Below are 22,488 nucleotides of genomic sequence, written 5' to 3'. Positions count from 1 at the left end.
TCTATTAATTTAGTAGAACCAGACGTATTAGCATTTGGAACAATTAATGTTGTAGATGTTTTATGTTACAAAGGAGCAACTGGAAGTATTTCAGTTGAAGCTAAAGGCGGAACAGCACCTTATACATATAGTTGGAAACATGGAGCAACAGGTTCAAGTATAAGTTCATTAACAGGAGGAGATTACACAGTAACGATTCGCGATAAGAATTTATGTGAGATAAGTAAATTAATAAAAGTAACAACTCCAGCTACTGGATTATCAATAAGTACAGAAGAGGAGAAAGATGTAACTGGATTTGGATTATCAAATGGATCAATAAAAATAACAGCGAATGGAGGAACTCCAGGTTATAGTTACCAATGGAAAGATTCAACAGGAAAAGTATTAGGAAGTACTACAAATGAGTTATTAAATATAAGTGGTGGAACGTATACGTTGCTTGTATCAGATAAAGGAAATTGTACGTCAACTAGCACTCATATAATCAAGGAACCATTATTATTAGAGGCAAAAGTAGAGGAAGTATCTATTTTATGTAATGGAGGAACAGGCCAGTTACGCTCAAAAGTAACTGGAGGAGTTTTACCATATGCTTATAAATGGACAGATTCAACAGGAAAGGTAATTTCAACTTCAACGTTTATAGAAGAGGTATCTGGAGTTTATAATTTAGAAGTTACGGATAAGAATAATAACAAATCCAAAGTATCTTCTATTAATTTAAGTGAACCATTAAAGCTTGAATTTTCAAAATTAGAAGTTGTTGATATTAATTGTTACGGAGGTTCTACAGGAAGTATTTTAGTTGAAGCCAAAGGAGGAACAGCACCTTATACATATAGTTGGAAACATTCAACAGATACTAATAAATTAATAAGTGGATTAAAACAAGGTGTTTACTCAGTTACGATTACTGATAAAAATGGTTGTTCTATAACTAATGATTCAATAAAAGTTAATGAACCTGAATTGTATGAAATTTCAGAAACCAATTTATTTAGACCAACATCAGATTTAATTAATGACGGAAGGATTAGTATTAAAATAGTTGGTGGAGTTAGCCCGTATAATTATTTATGGAAAAATGAAAAAGGTGATATTATAAAAGATGCTAATTCAAGTTTAAAAGACGATGAGATCAATTTACTAGGTGAAGGTACATATACTATTCGAGTTACAGACTCTAAAGGATGTATTGTTGAAGAAACATATAATTTAGCTAATCCAGGTGAATTATTAGTATCTGTTGAACAGTTGCAAGAGATAACTTGTTATAATGGTAAAAGTGCAATTTTAGATGTTATAACTATCGGAGGAGCTGGAGGTAATAAATATACTTGGTACAATGCATCAGATGATTCAATTGTTGGCAATAAAAAACAATTAACAAACATCGTAGCTGGTACCTATTATGTAATTGTAGATAATGCAGCAGGAATTAAAGAAAAAAGTCCTCTTTATGAAGTTAAAGAGCCTACAAAGATTGAGTTAGACTTTTTAAGTGAAAACGTGTCATGTAATAAAGCTGACAATGGAAGTTTTACATTTAATGTTAAAGGAGGTAATAATATATATAAATATAGATATGCTTTTGAAGGAACAGGGTATTCAAGTTGGATAATAGTAAATTCAAATACTGCTGAAGTTAAAAATTTAAAGCCAGGAAATCATAAAATCCAATTGAAGGATGGTAATAATTGTTTTGCTTTAAATTCTGAAGGAAAAGATGAATTTGTTATTAAAATTACTGAGCCTTTACAATTAGAGATAACTGAGTTGTCATTAGCAAATCCAACAGGTTTTGGATTATCGAATGGTCATATTGAAACTTCAATAAAAGGAGGAACAGCGCCTTATACGTATTCTTGGGAAGCTAGTAATGGAGTAAGTTTATCATCTAGTTTACGTATAGAAAACTTACAAAAAGGTACATATACATTAAAGGTTAAAGATTCAAAAGGATGTAAAACAGAAAAGACTTTTGAATTAACAGAGCCGGTAAAACTAGAAGTTAGTATAAACCGTAACTCAATAATAAGTTGTAATGGATCTTCAAATGGAGAAATCGAAGCAGTAGTAAAAGGAGGAGTTAAAAATTATACTTATAAATGGCATAAAGAAGGAAATACTTCAGTTCTAGGAACTAAATCAGTTTTAAGTAATTTATCAGCAGGTATTTATTATGTTATTATAATAGATGCTAATAATAATACTGTTACAAGTTCAAAGTATGAATTAACAGAACCATTGGTATTGGTACTAAAATTGACTTCAGATTATACTAGTTGTGGAACAGGAAATGATTGGGAAATTAAAAGTACAGTAACAGGAGGAACTGCACCATATACTTATTTGTGGAATACTGGTGATAATACATCAGATTTAACGAATTTTAAAGCAGGAGTATATACGTTAACAGTAGTAGATGTAAATGGATGTAAAATAACAAAAGAAGTAGAGTTAGTAGCTCCATTGAATTTAGAGATAACAGAATTATCATTAGCAAATCCAACAGGTTTTGGATTATCGAATGGTCATATTGAAACTTCAATAAAAGGAGGAACAGCGCCTTATACGTATTCTTGGGAAGCTAGTAATGGAGTAAGCTTATCATCTAGTTTACGTATAGAAAACTTAAAGAAAGGTACGTATACATTAAAGGTTAAAGACTCAAAAGGATGTAGTACAGAAAAGACTTATAAATTAATAGAGCCAGAAAAACTAGAAGTAAGTTTAAAACGTAACTCAATAATAAGCTGTAATGGATCTTCAAATGGAGAAATCGAAGCAGTAGTAAAAGGAGGAGTTAAAGGTTATACTTATAAATGGCATAAAGAAGGAAGTCCTTCTGTTGTAGGAACGAAAGCTGTTTTAGGTAATTTATCAGGAGGTATTTATTATGTTATTATAATTGATGCTAATAACAATACTGTTACTAGTTCTAAGTATGAATTAACAGAACCATCAATATTAACTCTAGGGTTAGCTTCAGGTTATGTTAGCTGTGGAACAGGTAATGATTGGGAAGTTAAAAGTACAGTAACAGGAGGAACCGCACCATATATTTATTTGTGGAATACAGGTGATAATTCATCTAATTTAACGAACGTTAAAGCAGGATCATATACGTTAACAGTAGTAGATGTAAATGGATGTAAAATAACAAAAGAGGTAGAGTTAGTCGCTCCATTGAGCTTAGAGATAATCGAGTTATCATTAGCAAACCCAACAGGTTTTGGATTATCAAATGGTCATATTGAAACTTCAATAAAAGGAGGAACCGCACCGTATACGTATTCGTGGATAACTAGTTCTGGCGTAAGTTTACCATCTAATTTACGAATAGAAAACTTACAGAAAGGTAGGTATACATTAAAGGTTAAAGATTCAAAAGGGTGTAGTACAGAAAAGACTTTTAAATTAACAGAACCAGAAAAACTAGAAGTTAGTATAAAACGTAATTCAGTTATAAGTTGCAATGGTTCTTCAAATGGAGAATTACAGGCTATTGTAAATGGAGGGGTTCAAGGTTATACTTATGAATGGTATAAAGAAGTGACTCCTTTATTACAAGGAACAACTTCAACTTTAAGTAATTTATCAGGAGGTACTTATTATGTTATTATAACAGACGCTAATAACAATACTGTTACAAGTTCGAAATACGAGTTAATTGAACCGTCAATTTTAATACTAGCCTTAAATGCTGACTATGTAAATTGTGGAACAGGTAATGATTGGGAAATTAAAACTACAGTATTGGGAGGAACTGCACCATATACTTATTTGTGGAATGCAGGTGATAATTCATCAAATTTAACGAATGTTAAAGCAGGATCATATGCGTTAACAGTAGTAGATGTAAATGGATGTAAAATTACAAAAGAGGTAGAGTTAATAGCTCCATTGAGCTTAAAGATAACTGAATTATCATTAGCAAATCCAACAGGTTTTGGATTATCAAATGGTCATATTGAAACTTCAATAAAAGGAGGAACAGCGCCTTATACGTATACTTGGGTAGCTAGTAATGGAATAAGCTTACCATCTAATTTACATTTAGAAAACTTACAGAAAGGTACGTATGAATTAAAGGTTAAAGATTCAAAGGGATGTAGTACAGAAAAGACTTTTGAATTATCTGAGCCTGAAAAACTAGAAGTTAGTATAAAACGTAATTCAATAATAAGCTGTAATGGATCTTCAAATGGAGAAATAGAGGCAGTAGTAAATGGAGGAGTCAAAAATTATACTTATCAATGGTATAAAGATGGAAATGCTACTGTAATAGGAACAACTTCTACTTTAAGTAATTTATCGGGAGGTACTTATTATGTTATTATAACAGATGCGAATAATAATATAGTTACTAGTTCGAAGTATGAATTAAAAGAACCATCAATACTTGAATTAAAATTAACTTCTGATTATGTAAACTGTGGAATAGGAAATGATTGGGAAGTTAAAAGTACAATAAGTGGAGGAACCGCACCCTACACTTATTTATGGAGTACTGGTGATAATACATCAAATTTAAAAGATATAAAAACTGGATCATATAAATTAACAGTAGTTGATCTTAATGGATGTAAAGTTTCAAATAATATAACTATAGTTTTACCTGAACCTTTAAAATTAGATGATTACAGTTTAATTAACCCAACTTGTTATCAAGGTAATGATGGGGAAATTAAACTTGAAGTAGCTGGAGGAGCTATGCCTTATAGTTATAAATGGAGTAATGGAAGTGTTTCTAATACATTAAATAACTTAATTGAAGGAACCTACAGTGTTATAATAACCGATAATAAGGGATGTAGTATTACTGAATCTTTTAAAATAACAAGTCCAGAGAAAATTAAATTAGATTTAGGAAAGGATGTTACTTTATGTAAAGGACAAAAAATTATTTTAGATGGAAGTATTAAAGATGGTGTAAATTATTCATGGACTTCAAGTAATGGGTTTACAAGTACAGATTCAATGGTTGAAGTAAATGAATCGGGAACCTATAAAGTAATTTCAACAGATAAGAAAGGTTGTTCAGTAACTGATGAAATAATTGTAAAAACTACAAGTACAGAAATTTCAGCTAACTTTATTGTTTCTACACAGGTTTTTGTTAATGAAAGCTTTATTGCTGTTAATGTAAGCTCTCCTGAGCCTGAAGAGTCTGTTTGGATTGTACCTAACGAAGGACAAATTATAAACGAATCAGGTAGTTATGTAGAAGTTCTTTTTGATAAGGTTGGTGAGTACGAAATAACACTTGTAACAAGGATAGGAGAATGTGAAGAATATATTACAAAAACTATTTATGTTATAGAAAACGATACGGATAAAGATGTAAAAGATAGTACAGGAAGTCAACCTATGATAAAAGACTTTGTAGTTTATCCTAATCCATCAAATGGAAAGTTTAAGTTAGATGTAAAACTTAAAAAAGAAAATAAAGTTAATGTAAGGATTTTCGGTATGTATAAGAATAATCTAATCAGTGCTAAAAAGCTTGATGGTAAGTCTGAATATACAATTGATTATGATTTAACTTTAGTAACTGGAATATATGTAGTTTTAATAGAATCTGATAAAGAAAGGTTAGTAAAGAAAATAATAATTAAATAATAACCTAGTTATATTTTATTCATAATTAAAAACCCCTTTTGAGATTTTTCAAAAGGGGTTTTTAATTAGATTTATTTTTTTACTTAAACAGACTATTTCTTTTCTAGTAAAGCCATATAGAAACCATCAAAACCAGAAAGATGAGCCAATACTTTATTATCCTTAACAAAAGAAAATTCTGCTCCTGCTTCAGAAGCTAAAAAAGTGTTAACCTGTTCTTGGTTTTCAGAAGGTAGTATAGAACATGTTGCATAAACAAGTTTACCTCCAGGTTTTACCATTTTAGAGTATTGCTGTAATACTTCTTGTTGTGTTTTTCTTATTTTAGTTAAAAACTCAGGTTGTAATTTCCACTTACTATCAGGGTTTCTTCTTATCACACCAAGTCCAGAGCATGGAGCATCAATTAATACTCTATCTGCTTTATTGTGTAATTTTTTTATAACCTTAGTAGAATCAATAACTTTAGTATCAATATTATGAACACCATTTCTTCGAGAACGAACTTTTAATTTTTTTAGTTTACTCTCATAAATATCCATAGCTATAATTTGCCCTTTATTTTCCATTAAAGAAGCTAAATGAAGTGTTTTACCACCTGCACCAGCACAAGTATCAACTACTTTCATACCTGGCTTAACATCTAAATAAGCAGCTACAAGTTGTGAAGAAGCATCTTGTACTTCAAAATAACCTTTTTTGAAAGCTTCAGTTTTAAAAACATTAGCACGTTCTACTAACTTTAAAGCATCATCATGTCCTTTTATAAATTCAGTGTCAATATCTTCTGAAGCTAATTCTTTTTGTAATTTTTCTTTAGAAATGTTTAATGTATTAGTACGTAAAATAACTTGGGCTTGTTTATTTAAAGCAGCAATCTCTTTCGTCCAAAGTTCTTCACCTAATTCTTGTACACAAACTTCATCAATCCAATCAGGAATAGCTTCTCTAAATTTTCTAATTTTTGAAAGCTCATCAAATTTACCTTTAATTCTTCTATTTGGTGTAGGTTCTATTTGATTCCAATCAGGTAATTTAATTCCTTTTAATACACACCAAACTGCAAAAATTCTCCATAATTCAGGTCGTGAAAAAGGAGTTTTAACATTTGCAATTTCAGCATATAATCGTTTCCATCGTACAATTTCATAAATGGTTTCAGCAACGAATTTTCTATCACGAGCCCCCCAACGCTTATCTCTTTTCAAAGCTTTTTCAACAGCTTTATCGGCATAAACCTCTTCATTAAAAATGTCACGTAAGCTATCAATAACCGTGTACACTAAGTTTCTATGTAATCTCATTTGATGAATTTAAGACTGCAAAGATAGTTGAATTTACTGGTTTTTTGTATTTTCGTTAAGAGTAAAAAAAGCTAAAGAATCGATGCATGAAGTTATTTAATTTAATACTATTATTTTTTTTTAGTGTTGTTTTTCAAATGGTTGCTCAAGAGGTATATATTACACCGACTAAAGAGTTTGAACCCAATCAAAAAGTATATTTATTTGGGAATGATGTTAAGTTACGTGAAGAACCCAATACTAGCTCTAAAGTAATTTCATTATTAAAAATAAGTACAGAGGTATTTGTTATAGAAAAGACTAATAAAATAAAATTATATAATGGAATTGATTGGCCTTGGTATAAGATAAAAACCAGTAATGGAGAAGAAGGTTTTTTATTAGGAGGATTGATATCAAAAGACATTAAAAAAATAAAAAATTCTATATATTTAATTTCTTTAAAAAAGATAAACGATGACTATTTTGTACTTACAAGAGTTGTTAATGGAAATGAAGATTATATAGAAAATAGCACAAGAATAGCTACAACTACTTTTTCAATAAGTGTATCAGATAATAAAGGAGTAGAATCAATAAAAAACATGATTTATATTGATTATTTAGCAGAAGCTTGTGGTGTTGATGGAGGAGGTTATTATTTATTTAATACAGGAAGTTCCTTAATAAAAGCCATTGAATTGTCTTCAGTAGCAGATGGTGGTTTATATTGGTTAAAGGAAGATGTTGTTTTTCCTTCTGATTTTGGTGGTAAAAAAGATAAAATTATTTTAAAAAGTGAACGTGGAGAAATGATAGATGAAGTTACAGAACATAAAAAAATAACAATAGAAACTAAACAATTTGTTTGGCAAGGAAAAGAATTAATTATTGATACTAATAAAAAATAGTCGTTATTAAATTCTATGAATTTAAATCATCCTACTACATATATAAAAGGAGTTAGTGTTGCAAGAGCAGAATTATTATATTCTGAATTAGGGATAAAAACGTGTAGAGATTTACTGCATTTATTTCCATTTCGTTATGTAGATAAAACTCAGTTTTATACAATTAATCAACTACAACAAAATTCTTCTGAAGTACAAATTGTAGGTAAAATAACAGGTATTAAAAATGTAAAACAAAAAAGAGGAAGTAGGTTAGTAGCTACATTTACTGATGCTACAGGTTCTATGGAGTTAGTTTGGTTTAAAGGAGCGAAATGGATTAAAGATAATTTAAAAGTAAATGTACCTTATGTTATTTATGGTAAGCTAAATTGGTATAATAGAACTGCTAGCATGCCACACCCGGAAATGGAAACAGTTCAAGTGTATAAAAGCAAATTACAAATGGCTATGCAGCCAGTGTATCCTTCAACTGAAAAATTAACTAATAAAGGGATAAGTAATAAGGTAATTGGAAATATGATCCAATACCTATTTAAGCAAGTATTTGGATCAATTGAAGAAACATTACCTACTTATTTATTAAATGAGCACCAACTAATAGCAAAACGAGAAGCTTTATTAAATATCCACTTTCCTAAAAATCAAGAGCTATTAACTAAAGCTCAATTTAGGTTAAAGTTTGAAGAACTATTTTTTATTCAATTACAATTATTACAAAAAAAATTGATTAGAAAATCAAAAATAAAAGGATTTGTTTTTGAAAAAGTTGGAGAGAATTTTACGAATTTCTATAATAATAATTTACCTTTTGATTTAACAAATGCACAAAAAAAAGTATTAAAAGAAATACGAAAAGATTTAGGTTCAGGTGCACACATGAATAGGTTACTTCAAGGTGATGTAGGGTCAGGAAAAACTATTGTAGCTTTATTAACAATGTTGTTAGCTATTGATAATGGTTTTCAAGCTACTATAATGGCCCCTACTGAAATTTTAGCTATACAGCATTATAATGGTATTGTTGAGCTTTTAGAGAATACAACAATAAAAGTTGATTTATTAACAGGTTCTTCAAAAGTTAAAAAAAGAAGAGAGATTCATGCAGGATTAGAAGATGGAAGTTTACATATTTTAATAGGAACCCATGCTATATTAGAAGATAAAGTACAGTTTAAAAATTTAGGAATAGCTATTATAGATGAGCAACATCGTTTCGGAGTTGCTCAGCGTTCTAAGCTATGGAATAAAGGAAGAAAAGAAGAAAATGAAGAAATAGTACCTCCTCACATTTTAGTAATGACAGCAACTCCAATACCTCGAACCTTGGCAATGTCTGTATATGGTGATTTAGATATTTCAGTTATTGATGAGTTACCTCCTGGGCGTAAAGAAATAAAAACAATACATAGGTATGATAGCAATCGTTTAGGAGTTTTTAAGTTTTTAAAAGATGAGATTACTAAAGGAAGGCAGGTATATGTAGTTTATCCGTTAATTCAAGAATCTGAAGCTATGGATTATAAAGATTTAATGGATGGATATGAGAGTATTTCACGAGAGTTCCCTTCACCTAAATATCAAATTAGTATTGTTCACGGACAAATGAAGCCTGCTGATAAAGATTATGAAATGAATCGTTTTGTAAATGGTGAAACACAAATTATGGTAGCTACTACTGTAATTGAAGTAGGTGTTAACGTACCTAATGCATCAGTTATGGTAATTGAGAGCGCTGAACGATTTGGATTAAGTCAGTTACATCAATTAAGAGGAAGAGTAGGTAGGGGAGCTGATCAAAGCTATTGTATATTATTGTCTAGTTATAAGTTATCTTCTGACGGGAAAACACGTTTAAAAACAATGGTAGATACTACTGATGGGTTTAAAATAGCAGAAGTAGATTTAAAACTTCGAGGTCCTGGAAATATAATGGGAACTCAACAAAGTGGTGTGTTAAACCTTAAAATAGCAGACGTGATAAAAGATTCTCCTATACTATATAAAGCTCGTCAAACAGCTATTAATTTATTACAAGAAGACCCAGCTTTGTCTCAACCTAAGAATTCTGGTTTATTAAAAATTTACACACAATTACAAAAGAAAACAGGTATTTGGAGTAATATTAGTTAGCTATTATATGAACATAAAACAATAAACTAATTAAAAGAGTCAGTTTACTAATAAAAAGTTATAGTTTACTCATAGCTGTTTTTTTACGATAATTAATACAAATACTTTTAGTGTAAATAAAATGAAGCACTATGAGTAAACAATTATTATACGTATTTTTATTACTAACTTCAGTAATACTTCAAGCACAGGAAATTCCAAAAATTAAAATAGGAAAAAAGCATATTTCTGTAAAAAAACTACATGTAAGAACTATCATTACAGGAGATATTGCAACAACTACTTTTGATATGCATTTTTACAATCCTAATAATAGAGTTTTAGAGGGAGAGTTTGTATTTCCTTTAGGCGAAAATCAATCAGTTACTAGTTTTTCCCTTGAAATAAATGACAAACTAAGAAAGGCAGTAATTGTTGAAAAAGAAAAAGCAAGAGTAGCATTTGAAACTACAGTCAGAACTAAAATAGATCCTGCACTATTAGAACAAACTAAAGGAAACAATTATAAAGCAAGAATTTACCCAATACCGGCTAAAGGATATAAAAGAGTAGTTGTTGAATTTCAGCAAAAACTTATAGTTAACTCTGGTTCTTATTATTATAAATTACCATTTAATTTTAAAAATAAATTAGAGGAGTTTTCATTATCAATAAAAGTTTTAAATCAAAAAAATAAACCAATTTTAAAAAAGGGGTTTAATAAAGAATTTGTTTTTGATTCAGATAAAAACACGTTCTTTTTAAAAATAAATAGAAATAAACAAAGGGTATCAAAACCTGTATTAATAGAGATACCATTAAATCATAACAAAGAAAAAATACTTACTTATAAAAACTATTTATATTTTACTAAAAGTTTGAATATTGAAAAAGTAAGTAGGAAGTTAAAAAAGAAGATTACCATTTTATGGGATAAATCATTGTCTCAAAAAAATAAAAATGTAAAAAGAGAATTAGCATTGCTAAACTTGTATTTTAAAGAAGTAAAAAATTGTAAGGTAGATTTATTATTATTTAATACAGAAATCAGGGCTAAAGAAAGGTTTTCGGTAGTTAATGGAAATTGGAATAAGTTAAAAACGAAACTTGAAAATACAGTTTATGATGGAGCATCATCATTTAATTTTTTATCAAAGCATAAAAGTACTAGTGCTATAAACATGGTATTCACTGATGGTTTAAATACATTAAGTACTTTAAAATTCAATTTTAATAAAAATTCATATATCATAAACAGTAGTGAATCAGCTAATCATATTTTATTGAAAGATAAGGCAGAAAAAAGTGGAGGAGCTTATTTAAATTTATCTCAAACATCTATAAAACAAGCATTCAATAAGTTTTTAGAAAAAAAAATACAAATATTAGGAACTAACTTAGCAGGTGAAGAGATTGAATTTTATCCTAAAAAAGGAAGTGTTGTTGATAATCAATTTTTTATATCAGGCAAAGGAAACTTCATTAATAAAAAAATACAAATTTATTTAGGTAATGGATTTGATACTGTAAAAACAATATCATTTAAAATCAAAAAAAGGAAAAATAGAAATAAATTAGTGTCAAAAATATGGGCTCAAAATAAGATGAATGATTTAGTATTAGAGTCAGAAAAAAATAAAGAAGAAATTCTTAAACTAAGTAAGAAGTATGATATAATAAGTCCATTTACTTCTATGCTTATTTTAGATAGAGTAGAAGATTATGTGACTCATAATATAAAACCACCTAGTGAACTACAAGAAAAATATGAAGAATTATTAGCACAAAAAGTGAACAATAAAAAACAGCTATTAAATAATTTAAAAGGTGATTTATTTAGAGAGTATAATACACTTTTTAGATGGTATGATAAAGATTTTAAACCAATTAAAATAATTAAAACAGTAGCAATAAAAAAAAATAAGAATCCTATCATTACTCCTCGTACTTTTCAAATAATTAGTGATACGATTTTACAAAGAGGAGAGTTCTTTGCAAGAGGTGTTGTAAGAGATGAATCTGGGCTTTTACCGGGTGTTACTGTATTAGTTAAAGGAACAACTACGGGAACCGAAACTGATTTTGATGGGAAGTATTCCATAAAGGTTAGAACAGGAGATGAACTTGTTTTTAGCTTTGTAGGGATGAAAACTATTCAAAAAGTAATAGGAGTATCTAATAGAGTAAATATATTAATGGAGAATGATAATGTTTTAGATGAAGTTGTGGTAACTGCTTATGGAGCTAGACGAGAGGTAAAAGCATTAGGGGCTTCAGTAAGTGTTATTAGAGCAGAAAGTGTTGTTGATCAAGGTTTAGATGGAGTTACGCCAGGAGTTAATATAAATAAAAGTGGTAGAATAAATACTAGAGGTGTCAATTCTTTAAATATAGAAAATAAAGAGCCTTTGTATATAGTTGATGGTATACAAGTTATTAAAAAGCCTAGTATAAATGCAGATAATATTCACTCTTTATATAGTTTAACATCGGATCAAGGGATAAGTATTTATGGACAGAAAGGAAAAAATGGAATTCTAGTATATATTACAAAGAAGGGACATGAAGACGATTCAGATGATATTCTTGATTTTGAAGAATTAGTAAAAGAAAAAATTGAGTTAAAAGGATGGAATCCTAAAACGCCTTATTTAAAATTGTTAGATGAGTGCAAAAATATAGAAGAAGCATATACTAAATATTTAGAGTTAAGAGAAAATTATGGAAAATCTCCTTCTTTTTATATAGATGTTGCGGATTTTTTTAAAAAGAGTAAGAATTTGAAATTAGCTATTCAAGTTTTAACAAACGTAGCAGAAATTGATTTAGATAATTATGAGTTATTAAAAGCTTTAGCTTATAAATTTGAAGAATATAAGTTATATGAGTATGCAGCTTTTATTTATAAAGAAATTTTAAAGTTAAGACCAGAAGATATTCAATCGTATAGAGATTTAGCATTAGTATATGAATATGTTGGAGAGTATCAAAAATCTGTTGATTTATTATATAAAATAGTTAATGGAGAATTGTTAAGTAAGGATGAAAATAGACGCTTTTCAGGAATTGAAACGATAACTTTAAATGAGTTAAATAGAATGATTAACTTGTATAATGATAAATTAGTAACATCTCATTTAGATAAAAGAGTTTTAAAAAAAATAAATACAGACATAAGAGTATTAATTGATTGGAATCATAATGATACAGATATTGATTTATGGGTTATTGATCCAAATGGAGAAAAGTGCTATTATAAACATAAAAAAACGAAAATAGGAGGATTAATGTCAAATGATATGACTGATGGTTTTGGACCAGAACAATTCATATTAAAAAAAGGGCTAAAGGGGAAATATAAAATTAAAATTAAGTATTATTCAACTGGTCAAGAAAAAATATCTGGACCTACTTTTCTTAAAATAACAATGTATAAGTTTTATGGAAGTAAAAATGAAGTAAAAAAACAACGTTTAGTAAGGCTTACAAATGTTAAAGAAATTTTAGATTTAGGAGAAGTGATTTTTAACTAAATAAATTTAGAAAATATTAAAGAAGCTTTAATTTAATATAATAAACAAAAGCCTCTCAAATACACGAGAGGCTTAACCAAACAATTTAAGCATTTAAATATTTTCTGACCCCTTCATTTTTCAGAGAATATTATTTTGCAGCTATAAAACAATCAAATAATAAAATACCCTAATAAAAATTTGAAGTTTAATTTATTTTTTTGCGCGTTCAACTAATTCTAATTGGCTAATAGTGGCCTTAGTGGTAAAAATTCCATAATTAATAAAAACAGTATTTTTTTCAATTTTATCAATACTACCAACAGAATTTCCATCAATTAATCGAACTCTATCATTAATTTTAAAAACGTAAGCAGCTCTTTCTTTGGCAATTTTCTCTGCTTCTTTTTTCTTTTCTTCTCTAACTTTAACTACTTTTTGTAAAACTTCTTGCTCTACTTTTTTTATAATCTCTTTCTGTTCTTTTTCAATAATTTTCTCTTGGTTTTTTTCAGTCTTTGTTTTTTTCTTAGGTGGATTTTTTTTAGTGTATTTAGTTTTTTCAGCCATTACCCACTTAAAAAAATTTGTAGAAAGCTCTTTTTTATTATTTGTTTGAAAATATTTATTAAAAAGCTCATTAACAGAACGACCTAAAGATAACATACGTTGATTATTATCATATAGCTCTTGAAAACCTTCTAATTTTTTACGAACTTTTTGGTCTTTTTCTTTTAAATTTTCAAGATGTTCTAACTCTTTAGTTTTTTGTTTTTCAAGGTTATCTGAGGTCTTTTGAAGCCTATTTCTTTCTTTTTGAAGTTTAGAAATTGTTTTGTCTAAACGAACTTTTTCAGTTTCAACACGTTTTTTAGCTCTATTTATTAAACTATAAGGAATACCATTTTTTTGAGCTACTTCAAAGGTAAAAGAACTTCCAGCTTGACCTATAAATAATTTATAAAGAGGCTCTAAAGTACGTTCATCAAATTGCATGTTAGCATTGGTTACATTATCTAATTCATTAGCTAATACTTTTAGGTTTGCATAATGTGTTGTTATAATACCATATGCTTTTTTCTCATAAAATTCCTCTAAAAATATTTCAGCTAAAGCACCACCTAACTCTGGGTCAGATCCAGTACCAAATTCGTCAATCAAAAACAATGTGTTTTCATTACATTTTCGTAAGAAATAGCGCATGTTTTTTAATCGATAGCTATAAGTACTTAGTTGGTTTTCTATAGATTGATTATCTCCTATGTCGGTTAATATTGTACTGAAAATACAAGTTTCACTCCGCTCATGAACAGGAATTAATAATCCACTTTGAAGCATTAATTGTAATAATCCAATGGTTTTAAGAGTAATACTTTTTCCTCCTGCATTTGGTCCAGAAATAACAATTATTTGTTGCTTCTCATTTAATTCAATTGTTTGAGGAATAGTCTCTATTTCTTTCTCTTTATTTTTTCTCCATAAAATAGGATGATAGGCATTCTTAAAAAATACCTTTTTAGTTTTTCCTATTTTAGGTAAAATGGCATTAATTTCTTTAGCATATTTTGCTTTTGCACCAATAACATCTATGTGTGTTAAAAATGAAATATATTGCTCTAATAGAGGTGTGTAAGGTCTAATTTCTTCAGCTAGAGCGCGTAAAATTTTTACAACCTCTTGTTTCTCTTCGTATATTAAATTTTGTAGTTCTCTACTATATGCTAAAGTTGCTTGCGGAGCTATATATACAATACTACCTGATTTTGAAGCTCCTAATAAACTTCCTTTAACTTTTCGCCTATACATAGCTAAAACAGCTAAAACACGTTGGTTATCTACTATTGTTTCTTTAATATCATCTAAATAACCACTTGCGATATTTTTACTTAATGCTCGTGAGAAACTTTCTGATATTTTACTTCTAACATTATTTATATCTTTTCGAATTTGTTTTAATGCAGGTGAGGCATTATCAGCTACTTCGCCATAAGAAGTAATTATTTTTGTAATAGCATCAGAAACAAAAGTTGTGTATTCAACAGTATCACTTAACTGAGCTAATTTAGGATAGTAGTCGGTGAATTTTTTTAAAAACTTTTTTAATTCATTTACAGTTTCTGTAGTAGTTGCTAATTTTAAAAAAAACTCAGTTTCTAAAAAACTATTTTCAATAGCTAATCGTTTAATATGTTCGGTAATATTTTCAAAACTATGATTAGGTATTCGGTTCTCGTTTTCAAATGAACTTACATACTCATTTACCATGTTTAACTCAAAAAAAAGTTTTTTTACATGAGAAAATGGTTTTGATATTAAAACGTTTTCTTTTCCTAAATCAGAAATACAAAACTCACTCACTTGTTCTAGAACAGAATTGAATTCTAAATCTTGTAGTGTTTTGTCAGTTATTGCGGTTTTCAATGTTTATTTTTGATTAAATTTAATTACAAAAATCCAAAAAATAGATAATTCAGATTTTTAGGTGAACAAAAATAAGAAACAATGGAAGTAAAAATAGCTGATAGTTGGAAAAATGTTTTGAAAGAAGAGTTTGATAAAGAATATTTTAAGAAGTTAATTTCATTTGTAAAAAATGAATACAATACTTTTACCTGCTACCCTGAAAATTCAACTATTTTAAAAGCTTTTGAAGCATGTTCTTTTGAAGATGTTAAAGTGGTAATTTTAGGGCAAGATCCTTATCATGGAGAAGGCCAAGCGAATGGTTTGTGTTTTTCAGTTCATGAAAATATAAAACATCCACCATCATTAATTAATATTTTTAAAGAAATTGAATCAGATATAAACATCCCATATCCAGAATCTGGTGATTTGTCAAGATGGGCAAAACAAGGAGTGCTTTTATTGAATGCAACATTAACCGTAAGAGAAGGAGAAGCGGGAAGTCATCAAAAACAAGGTTGGGAGCTTTTTACCGACGCGGTTATTTCTGCAATATCTGAACATAGAGAGGATGTGGTTTTTTTATTATGGGGAGGTTATGCAAAAAAGAAAGGAGCAAAAATAGATGTTTCCAAGCATTGTGTATTAACCTCAGGGCACCCATCACCTTTAAGTGCCAACAGAGGTTATTGGTTTGGAAATAAACATTTTTCCAAGACAAACATATTTTTAGAAAATAAAAATATGTTAACTATACAATGGTAGGAAGTATAGATTGATTGTAAAAAGGTAAGGTTATTGCATCTAAAATATCCTCAGTAATATCTGGGTAACTTACTTCAATAATTTTTGCTGATTTTACCCATTTTGCAATTTTTGAATATTGATTTTTATTAAATTTTTTAAGTACCGTAACACCTATTTCTTGTAAACTTAGAGCGTTGCATTGCTGTTCATATTGATTTTTCATAGGTATTACCAAAAGTTTTTTTCTTAAATATAAAGCTTCTGCTGGTGTTTCAAAACCAGCTCCACATAATACTCCTGCAGAAGATGCTATACTTTTTATAAAGTCATTACCATTAATAGGTTTAATTGCTATATTGTTTTTGTATTTATGGGTATCAGTATGTTTAGAGAATACTTCCCATTTAACATTTTTAAATTCAGATAAAACTTTAATTATTTTCTTGTCACTATATGCGGGTAAGTATACAGTATAATGTCCTTTATTTGTACTATTTCTATATCTAATATCTTTTCTAATGATAGGAGAGAAGGTGGCAGAAGAATATGGTTTAAAATGAAACCCGAATTTTACGTTAGCTGGAGCATAATATTTTAAAATTAAACGCTCAAACTTATAAGTTCCGTATTTTGGGGCTTTGTCATCTAAAACAGCGTTTTGGTGACTTAAAGAAATAATAGGAACATTTTTTAATTTTGCAGCCCATGCAGTTATAGGTTCAAAGTCGTTTATTATAAGATCATAATTTTGAACAGGAATTGATTGTATTTCATTATATAGCTTTTTAAGCTTTATTTTTTGTAGTGTTTTCCAAACATCTATTCCTCCTTTTTTTCCAAAAATGAAACTTAACCCATATAATTTATATTTTATATCAAAAGGGAATTTTAATTCACATTGATACCCACTTATTAAAACATCAACAGTTGCTTTTCGTTGTAAAAATGGAATAATTTCAATAGCTCTGCTTGCATGACCGTTTCCTGTTCCTTGTATTGCGTATAATATTCTCATATGGTATTTATTTTACGTTTTTATTAAGGTTAAATTCAATTAAAAGCTCTTCAAAGAGTTTTGTATTATCATTTTCAGTTTCAATTAACTCAAGGTCTTTTATTTTATAATTAAGATGAATACTTTTGGCTGTTTCATCTTTTTCATATTCATATAAATTCCATTTTTTATCATGGTATTCTAAAGCAGTTAAATTTTCTATCCAATCACCAGAATTTAAGTATAATGTTTTACCATTATTATTCTCAATCTCTTTTATTTCTGGTTGATGGATATGTCCACAAACTACATAGTCATAGCTTTCTTCAATAGCAATATCAGAGGCAATAGTTTCAAAATTATTAATAAACTTTACAGCACTTTTTACACTATTTTTAATTTTTTTGGAAAAAGAAAGTTTTCCGTAACCAAGTTTTTCACTAATCCAGTTCACAGCAGTGTTTATCATTATTAGTGTATCGTATCCAATTCCTCCTAATTTAGCAAGCCATTTAGAATGCTGCATTGTTACATCAAATACATCTCCATGAAAAAACCACCCTTTTTTACCATCTATATCTAATATTACTTTATTTACGATTTCGAAACTACCTAGACGAAAACCTTTAAATTTTCGTAACATTTCATCATGGTTACCTGTTATGTAATACACTTTAGTACCTGAGGTAATAAAAGACATTAATTGTTTAATAACCTTCATATGAGGTTTAGGAAAATAACGTTTGTTAAATTGCCAGATATCAATAATATCCCCATTTAAAATAATTGTTTTAGGGTTTATTGTTTTAAGGTAGTTATTTAATTCAGTAGCTCTACAACCAAAAGTACCTAAATGAACATCAGAAATAACTACAATATCTAGTTTACGTTTTTTATTTTTCTTCATATTAAAAGTATATTGAACGTATAAAGCAATTATTAATAATACTTTATCTTAATTCAAAACTACTTTTTCTATGTTTTCTTACTGATAGTAAATTGTGAAGTGTTGGTAATTAAAAGATTACTTTTTTGTAAGTAGATTGTTAGGAAAAAGTAAAAGCTCGGTATAACCGAGCTTTTACTTGTGAATATTTTAATAAGTATTATTTATTATACAATACCCAAGTTCCTTGATCTAATAAAGGAATAGCTTGTTTAAATTTTACCTCTTTCTCTTCACCTGTCATTACATTTTTGATAATAACACGTTCGTTACGTCCAATTTTAGGCTGATCTCTTACAATTGTTTCAACAACTTGTTGTTCTTGAGTTTGATTGTTACGAGCATTACTAATTTCTTGTTGTGTTGAATTTTGTACTTCGTCTTTACGTAAATCTAGTTTTTCACGTTGTTGTTCACGTGCTTCTGAAATTTGAGATTCATTTTCAGAAGGAAGTCTTCCTTTAAATAAGAACGATAATACTTCTTTGTTTACTTTGTCTATAGTAACTTGGAAAAGTTCAAAAGCTTCAAACTTATAAATTAATAAAGGATCTTTTTGCTCATAAGTTGCATTTTGAACTGTATGCTTTAATTCATCCATTTTACGTAAATGATCTTTCCAGTTCTCATCAATAATAGCAAGGGTAATATTTTTTTCAAAATCATTAACTAATGATTTCCCTTCTGACTCATAAGCTTCTTTCAAGTTAGTTACTACCTGTAATGTTTTACTTCCGTCTGTAAAAGGAACAACAATACGTTCATAACGATCACCCTCATTTTCAAAAACATTCTTAATTACTGGGAATGCTTGTGATGCGTTTCTTTGAGTATCATTTTTATAATTTTCTGAAACTATTTTATATAACTTATCAGTTAATTCTTCTTCAGATAAAGTATTAAACTCTTCTTCTGAAACAGGAGAAGTCATTGAAGAAAAACGAATTAATTCAAATTCAAAGTTTTGGAAATTTTTAGTAGGTTTATTTTGCTTAACAACAGAATCACAAGTGTCATATAACATGTTTGCTATATCAATTTGTAAACGTTGTCCATCTAGGGCATGACGACGACGTTTGTAAATAAATTCACGTTGTGCATTCATAACATCATCATATTCTAATAATCGTTTACGAACCCCAAAATTATTTTCTTCAACTTTTTTCTGAGCGCGCTCAATCGATTTTGAAATCATAGAATGCTGAATTACTTCACCTTCTTTTAATCCCATTCTATCCATCATTTTAGCAATTCTTTCAGAACCAAACTTACGCATTAAGTTATCATCTAAGGCTACAAAAAACTGAGAAGACCCAACATCTCCTTGACGACCAGCACGTCCACGTAACTGACGGTCAACACGACGAGAATCATGACGCTCAGTACCTACGATAGCTAAACCTCCTGAAGCTTTAACTTCATCAGATAATTTAATATCGGTACCACGCCCTGCCATATTTGTAGCTATAGTTACCACTCCAGGATTCCCTGCTTCGGCAACAACATCAGCTTCCTTTTTATGTAGTTTTGCATTTAATATGTTATGAGGAATTTTACGCATTTGTAACATTCTTCCTAATAACTCTGAAATTTCTACAGAAGTAGTACCTACTAAAACAGGCCTTCCTTGATTTACTAATTCAACAACTTCATCAATAACAGCATTATATTTTTCACGAGTAGTTTTATAAACTAAATCTTGTCTGTCATCTCTTTGAATTGGTCTATTTGTAGGGATTTCTACAACATCTAATTTATAAATTTCCCAAAATTCACCAGCCTCAGTAACAGCAGTACCTGTCATTCCAGATAACTTACGATACATTCTAAAGTAGTTTTGTAAAGTTACTGTAGCAAAGGTTTGAGTCGCGTCTTCAATTTTTACACTTTCTTTAGCTTCTATAGCTTGGTGTAGTCCATCAGAGTATCTACGACCATCCATGATACGTCCAGTTTGCTCATCAACAATCATTACTTTATTATCCATAACAACATACTCAACATCTTTTTCAAAAACAGTATATGCTTTTAAAAGTTGATTCATCGTATGAATACGCTCACTTTTGATACTAAAGTCTCTATATAATTCTTCTTTTTGATCTGCTTTTTCTTCAGGAGTAGCGTCATTATTATTAATTTCTCCTACTTTAACGCTAATATCTGGTAAAACAAAGAAAGTATCATTTTTTGTAACATCTGATAAATGAGCAATACCTTTATCTGTTAAATCTATTTGGTTATTTTTTTCTTCAATAGTAAACCACAATTCAGCATCAACCTCAGGCATTAGCTTATTGTTGTCTTGCATATAAAAGTTTTCCGTTTTCTGAAGAATTTGTTTAACTCCTTCTTGTGATAAAAACTTGATTAATGCTTTGTTTTTTGGTAAACCTCTATAAACTCTTAATAAAAGAAAACCACCTTCTTTGGTATCGCCTTCTTTAATTAATTTTTTTGCTTCTGCTAAAACACCTACTAAATGTTTATTTTGTAAAGAAACAATATCAGAAACTAATGGTTTTAATTCATTAAATTCATGACGATCTCCTTGTGGAACTGCTCCTGAAATAATTAAAGGTGTACGAGCATCATCAATCAATACTGAATCTACTTCATCAATAATAGCATAGTTTGGAGCTCGTTGAACTAAATCTTCTTTAGAACTAGCCATGTTATCACGTAAGTAGTCAAAACCAAACTCATTATTGGTTCCATAAGTAATATCTGCATTATAAGCCTTTCTACGTGCTTCCGAATTAGGTTGATGAAAATCAATACAATCAGTACTTAAACCATGAAACTCAAAAATTGGAGCCATCCAAGCACGGTCACGTTTTGCTAAATAGTCATTAACTGTTACAACATGTACACCATTTCCAGTTAATGCATTTAAGTAAACAGGTAAGGTAGAAACTAATGTTTTTCCTTCTCCTGTCATCATTTCAGCAATCTTTCCTTTATGTAATACTGAACCACCAATTAACTGTACGTCATAGTGAATCATATCCCATGTAACATCTTTACCAGCAGCATCCCAAGAGTTTGCCCAAAAAGCTTTGTCATTTTCTAAAGCGATATGATCTCTGGTAGCTGATAACTCACGATCAAAAGGAGTTGCAGTTACTTCAAGTTCAGAATTAGTTGTAAAACGCTTCGCTGTTTCTTTAATTAAAGCAAAAGCTTCAGGCATTATTTTTTCTAAAACTACTTCAGAAGCTTCATAGGCTTCATCCTTTAATTTATCAATTTCTGTGTAAATTTCTTCTTGTCTATCAATATCAGCAGTTAAAACTTCTTCTTCTAAAGTAGCAATTTGCTTGTTAAAAGATTGAGTAGCTTCTTTTATAGCTTCTTTAAATTCGATAGTTTTTGCTCTAAGCTCGTCATTAGATAAGTTACTTAGAGAGCTTTCAAAAGCTCTTACATTTTCAACGATGGGTTGTAGTGATTTTAGATCTTTTTGTTGTTTGTCTCCAACAAAAGCTTTTATAATCGAATTTAAAATACTCATTTTTAAAATATTGTTTTACAGTTAATTAAAAAATTTAATTAACATGTTTATATAGTTATTAAGTTTGTGCTTAAAAGTAAGCAAAAAAAAAGCCTCTAAAAAGAGACTTTTTTGTTATTTTTTTAATATTCATCTTCATTCCAAAGATAATCCTCTTCAGTGGGATAATCTGGCCAAATTTCAATAATAGAATCGTATGCTTCGCCTTCATCTTCAATGTCTTGTAGGTTTTCCACTACTTCTAAAGGGGCTCCTGTACGAATAGCATAATCAATTAATTCGTCTTTGGTTGCAGGCCATGGTGCATCTGCTAAATATGATGCTAATTCAAGTGTCCAATACATTTCTTTATCGGTTTGTTTTTTGATTCTCGCAAAAATAAATTTTTTTTTTAAAAAGTCAAGTTTTTTTTATAAAATGTGCAAAAATAAATTAAAGAAC

11 protein-coding genes are annotated in these 22,488 nt (G+C 29.0%); 5 read left to right on the top strand and 6 right to left on the bottom strand.

Annotated features, from left to right (window positions below; translation table 11 throughout):
* Positions 1-5,628 (top strand): T9SS type A sorting domain-containing protein (locus tag DS884_RS14910; protein WP_113787299.1); only part of this gene is annotated, 5,628 nt, incomplete at its 5' end.
* A gap of 92 nt (positions 5,629-5,720) precedes the next feature.
* On the opposite strand, the gene DS884_RS14905 is transcribed toward DS884_RS14910, so the two are convergent.
* A complete protein-coding gene (locus DS884_RS14905; RefSeq protein WP_093871399.1) occupies positions 5,721-6,932 on the bottom strand; it encodes an RsmB/NOP family class I SAM-dependent RNA methyltransferase in 1,212 nt (403 codons plus the stop codon).
* Between the two features lie 86 nt (positions 6,933-7,018).
* On the opposite strand from DS884_RS14905, the gene DS884_RS14900 reads away from it, so the two are divergent.
* From DS884_RS14900 to DS884_RS14890, 3 genes are all read left to right on the top strand, one after another.
* Positions 7,019-7,822, top strand: coding sequence for an SH3 domain-containing protein (locus tag DS884_RS14900; protein WP_093871398.1), 804 nt, complete (start codon positions 7,019-7,021; stop codon positions 7,820-7,822).
* Between the two features lie 15 nt (positions 7,823-7,837).
* Positions 7,838-9,955 (top strand): ATP-dependent DNA helicase RecG, encoded by a 2,118-nt coding sequence (gene recG / locus DS884_RS14895; RefSeq protein WP_113787298.1) that lies wholly within the window; start codon positions 7,838-7,840, stop codon positions 9,953-9,955.
* Positions 9,956-10,086: 131 nt separating this feature from the next.
* On the top strand, positions 10,087-13,467 hold the full coding sequence (locus DS884_RS14890; RefSeq protein ID WP_113787297.1) for a VIT domain-containing protein: 3,381 nt from the start codon (positions 10,087-10,089) through the stop codon (positions 13,465-13,467).
* A gap of 192 nt (positions 13,468-13,659) precedes the next feature.
* Here the strand turns inward: DS884_RS14890 and DS884_RS14885 are convergent, their stop codons facing one another.
* Complete coding sequence (locus tag DS884_RS14885; protein WP_113787296.1) at positions 13,660-15,867, bottom strand: endonuclease MutS2; 2,208 nt, start codon at positions 15,865-15,867, stop codon at positions 13,660-13,662.
* 81 nt (positions 15,868-15,948) lie between these two features.
* Here DS884_RS14885 and ung point away from each other — a divergent pair, with 81 nt between their 5' ends.
* Positions 15,949-16,614, top strand: coding sequence for a uracil-DNA glycosylase (gene ung / locus DS884_RS14880; RefSeq protein ID WP_113787295.1), 666 nt, complete (start codon positions 15,949-15,951; stop codon positions 16,612-16,614).
* Here ung and DS884_RS14875 read toward each other — a convergent pair.
* From DS884_RS14875 to DS884_RS14860, 4 genes are all read right to left on the bottom strand, one after another.
* Positions 16,601-17,611, bottom strand: coding sequence for a glycosyltransferase family protein (locus DS884_RS14875; protein ID WP_113787294.1), 1,011 nt, complete (start codon positions 17,609-17,611; stop codon positions 16,601-16,603). The genes ung and DS884_RS14875 overlap by 14 nt on opposite strands.
* A gap of 7 nt (positions 17,612-17,618) precedes the next feature.
* Positions 17,619-18,497, bottom strand: a complete 879-nt coding sequence (locus DS884_RS14870) for a UDP-2,3-diacylglucosamine diphosphatase (RefSeq protein ID WP_093871392.1) — start codon at positions 18,495-18,497, stop codon at positions 17,619-17,621.
* Between the two features lie 199 nt (positions 18,498-18,696).
* Entirely contained in the window at positions 18,697-22,047 is a 3,351-nt protein-coding gene (gene secA / locus DS884_RS14865; protein WP_093871391.1) for a preprotein translocase subunit SecA, read from the bottom strand.
* 122 nt (positions 22,048-22,169) lie between these two features.
* Positions 22,170-22,391, bottom strand: coding sequence for a DUF2795 domain-containing protein (locus tag DS884_RS14860; protein WP_047789198.1), 222 nt, complete (start codon positions 22,389-22,391; stop codon positions 22,170-22,172).
* Positions 22,392-22,488 lie beyond the last annotated feature (97 nt).

The sequence above is a fragment of the Tenacibaculum sp. E3R01 genome (assembly GCF_003318185.1).
GTDB classification, from domain to species: Bacteria; Bacteroidota; Bacteroidia; order Flavobacteriales; family Flavobacteriaceae; genus Polaribacter; species Polaribacter halocynthiae.
This window is presented reverse-complemented; position numbering and strand designations above follow the sequence as displayed.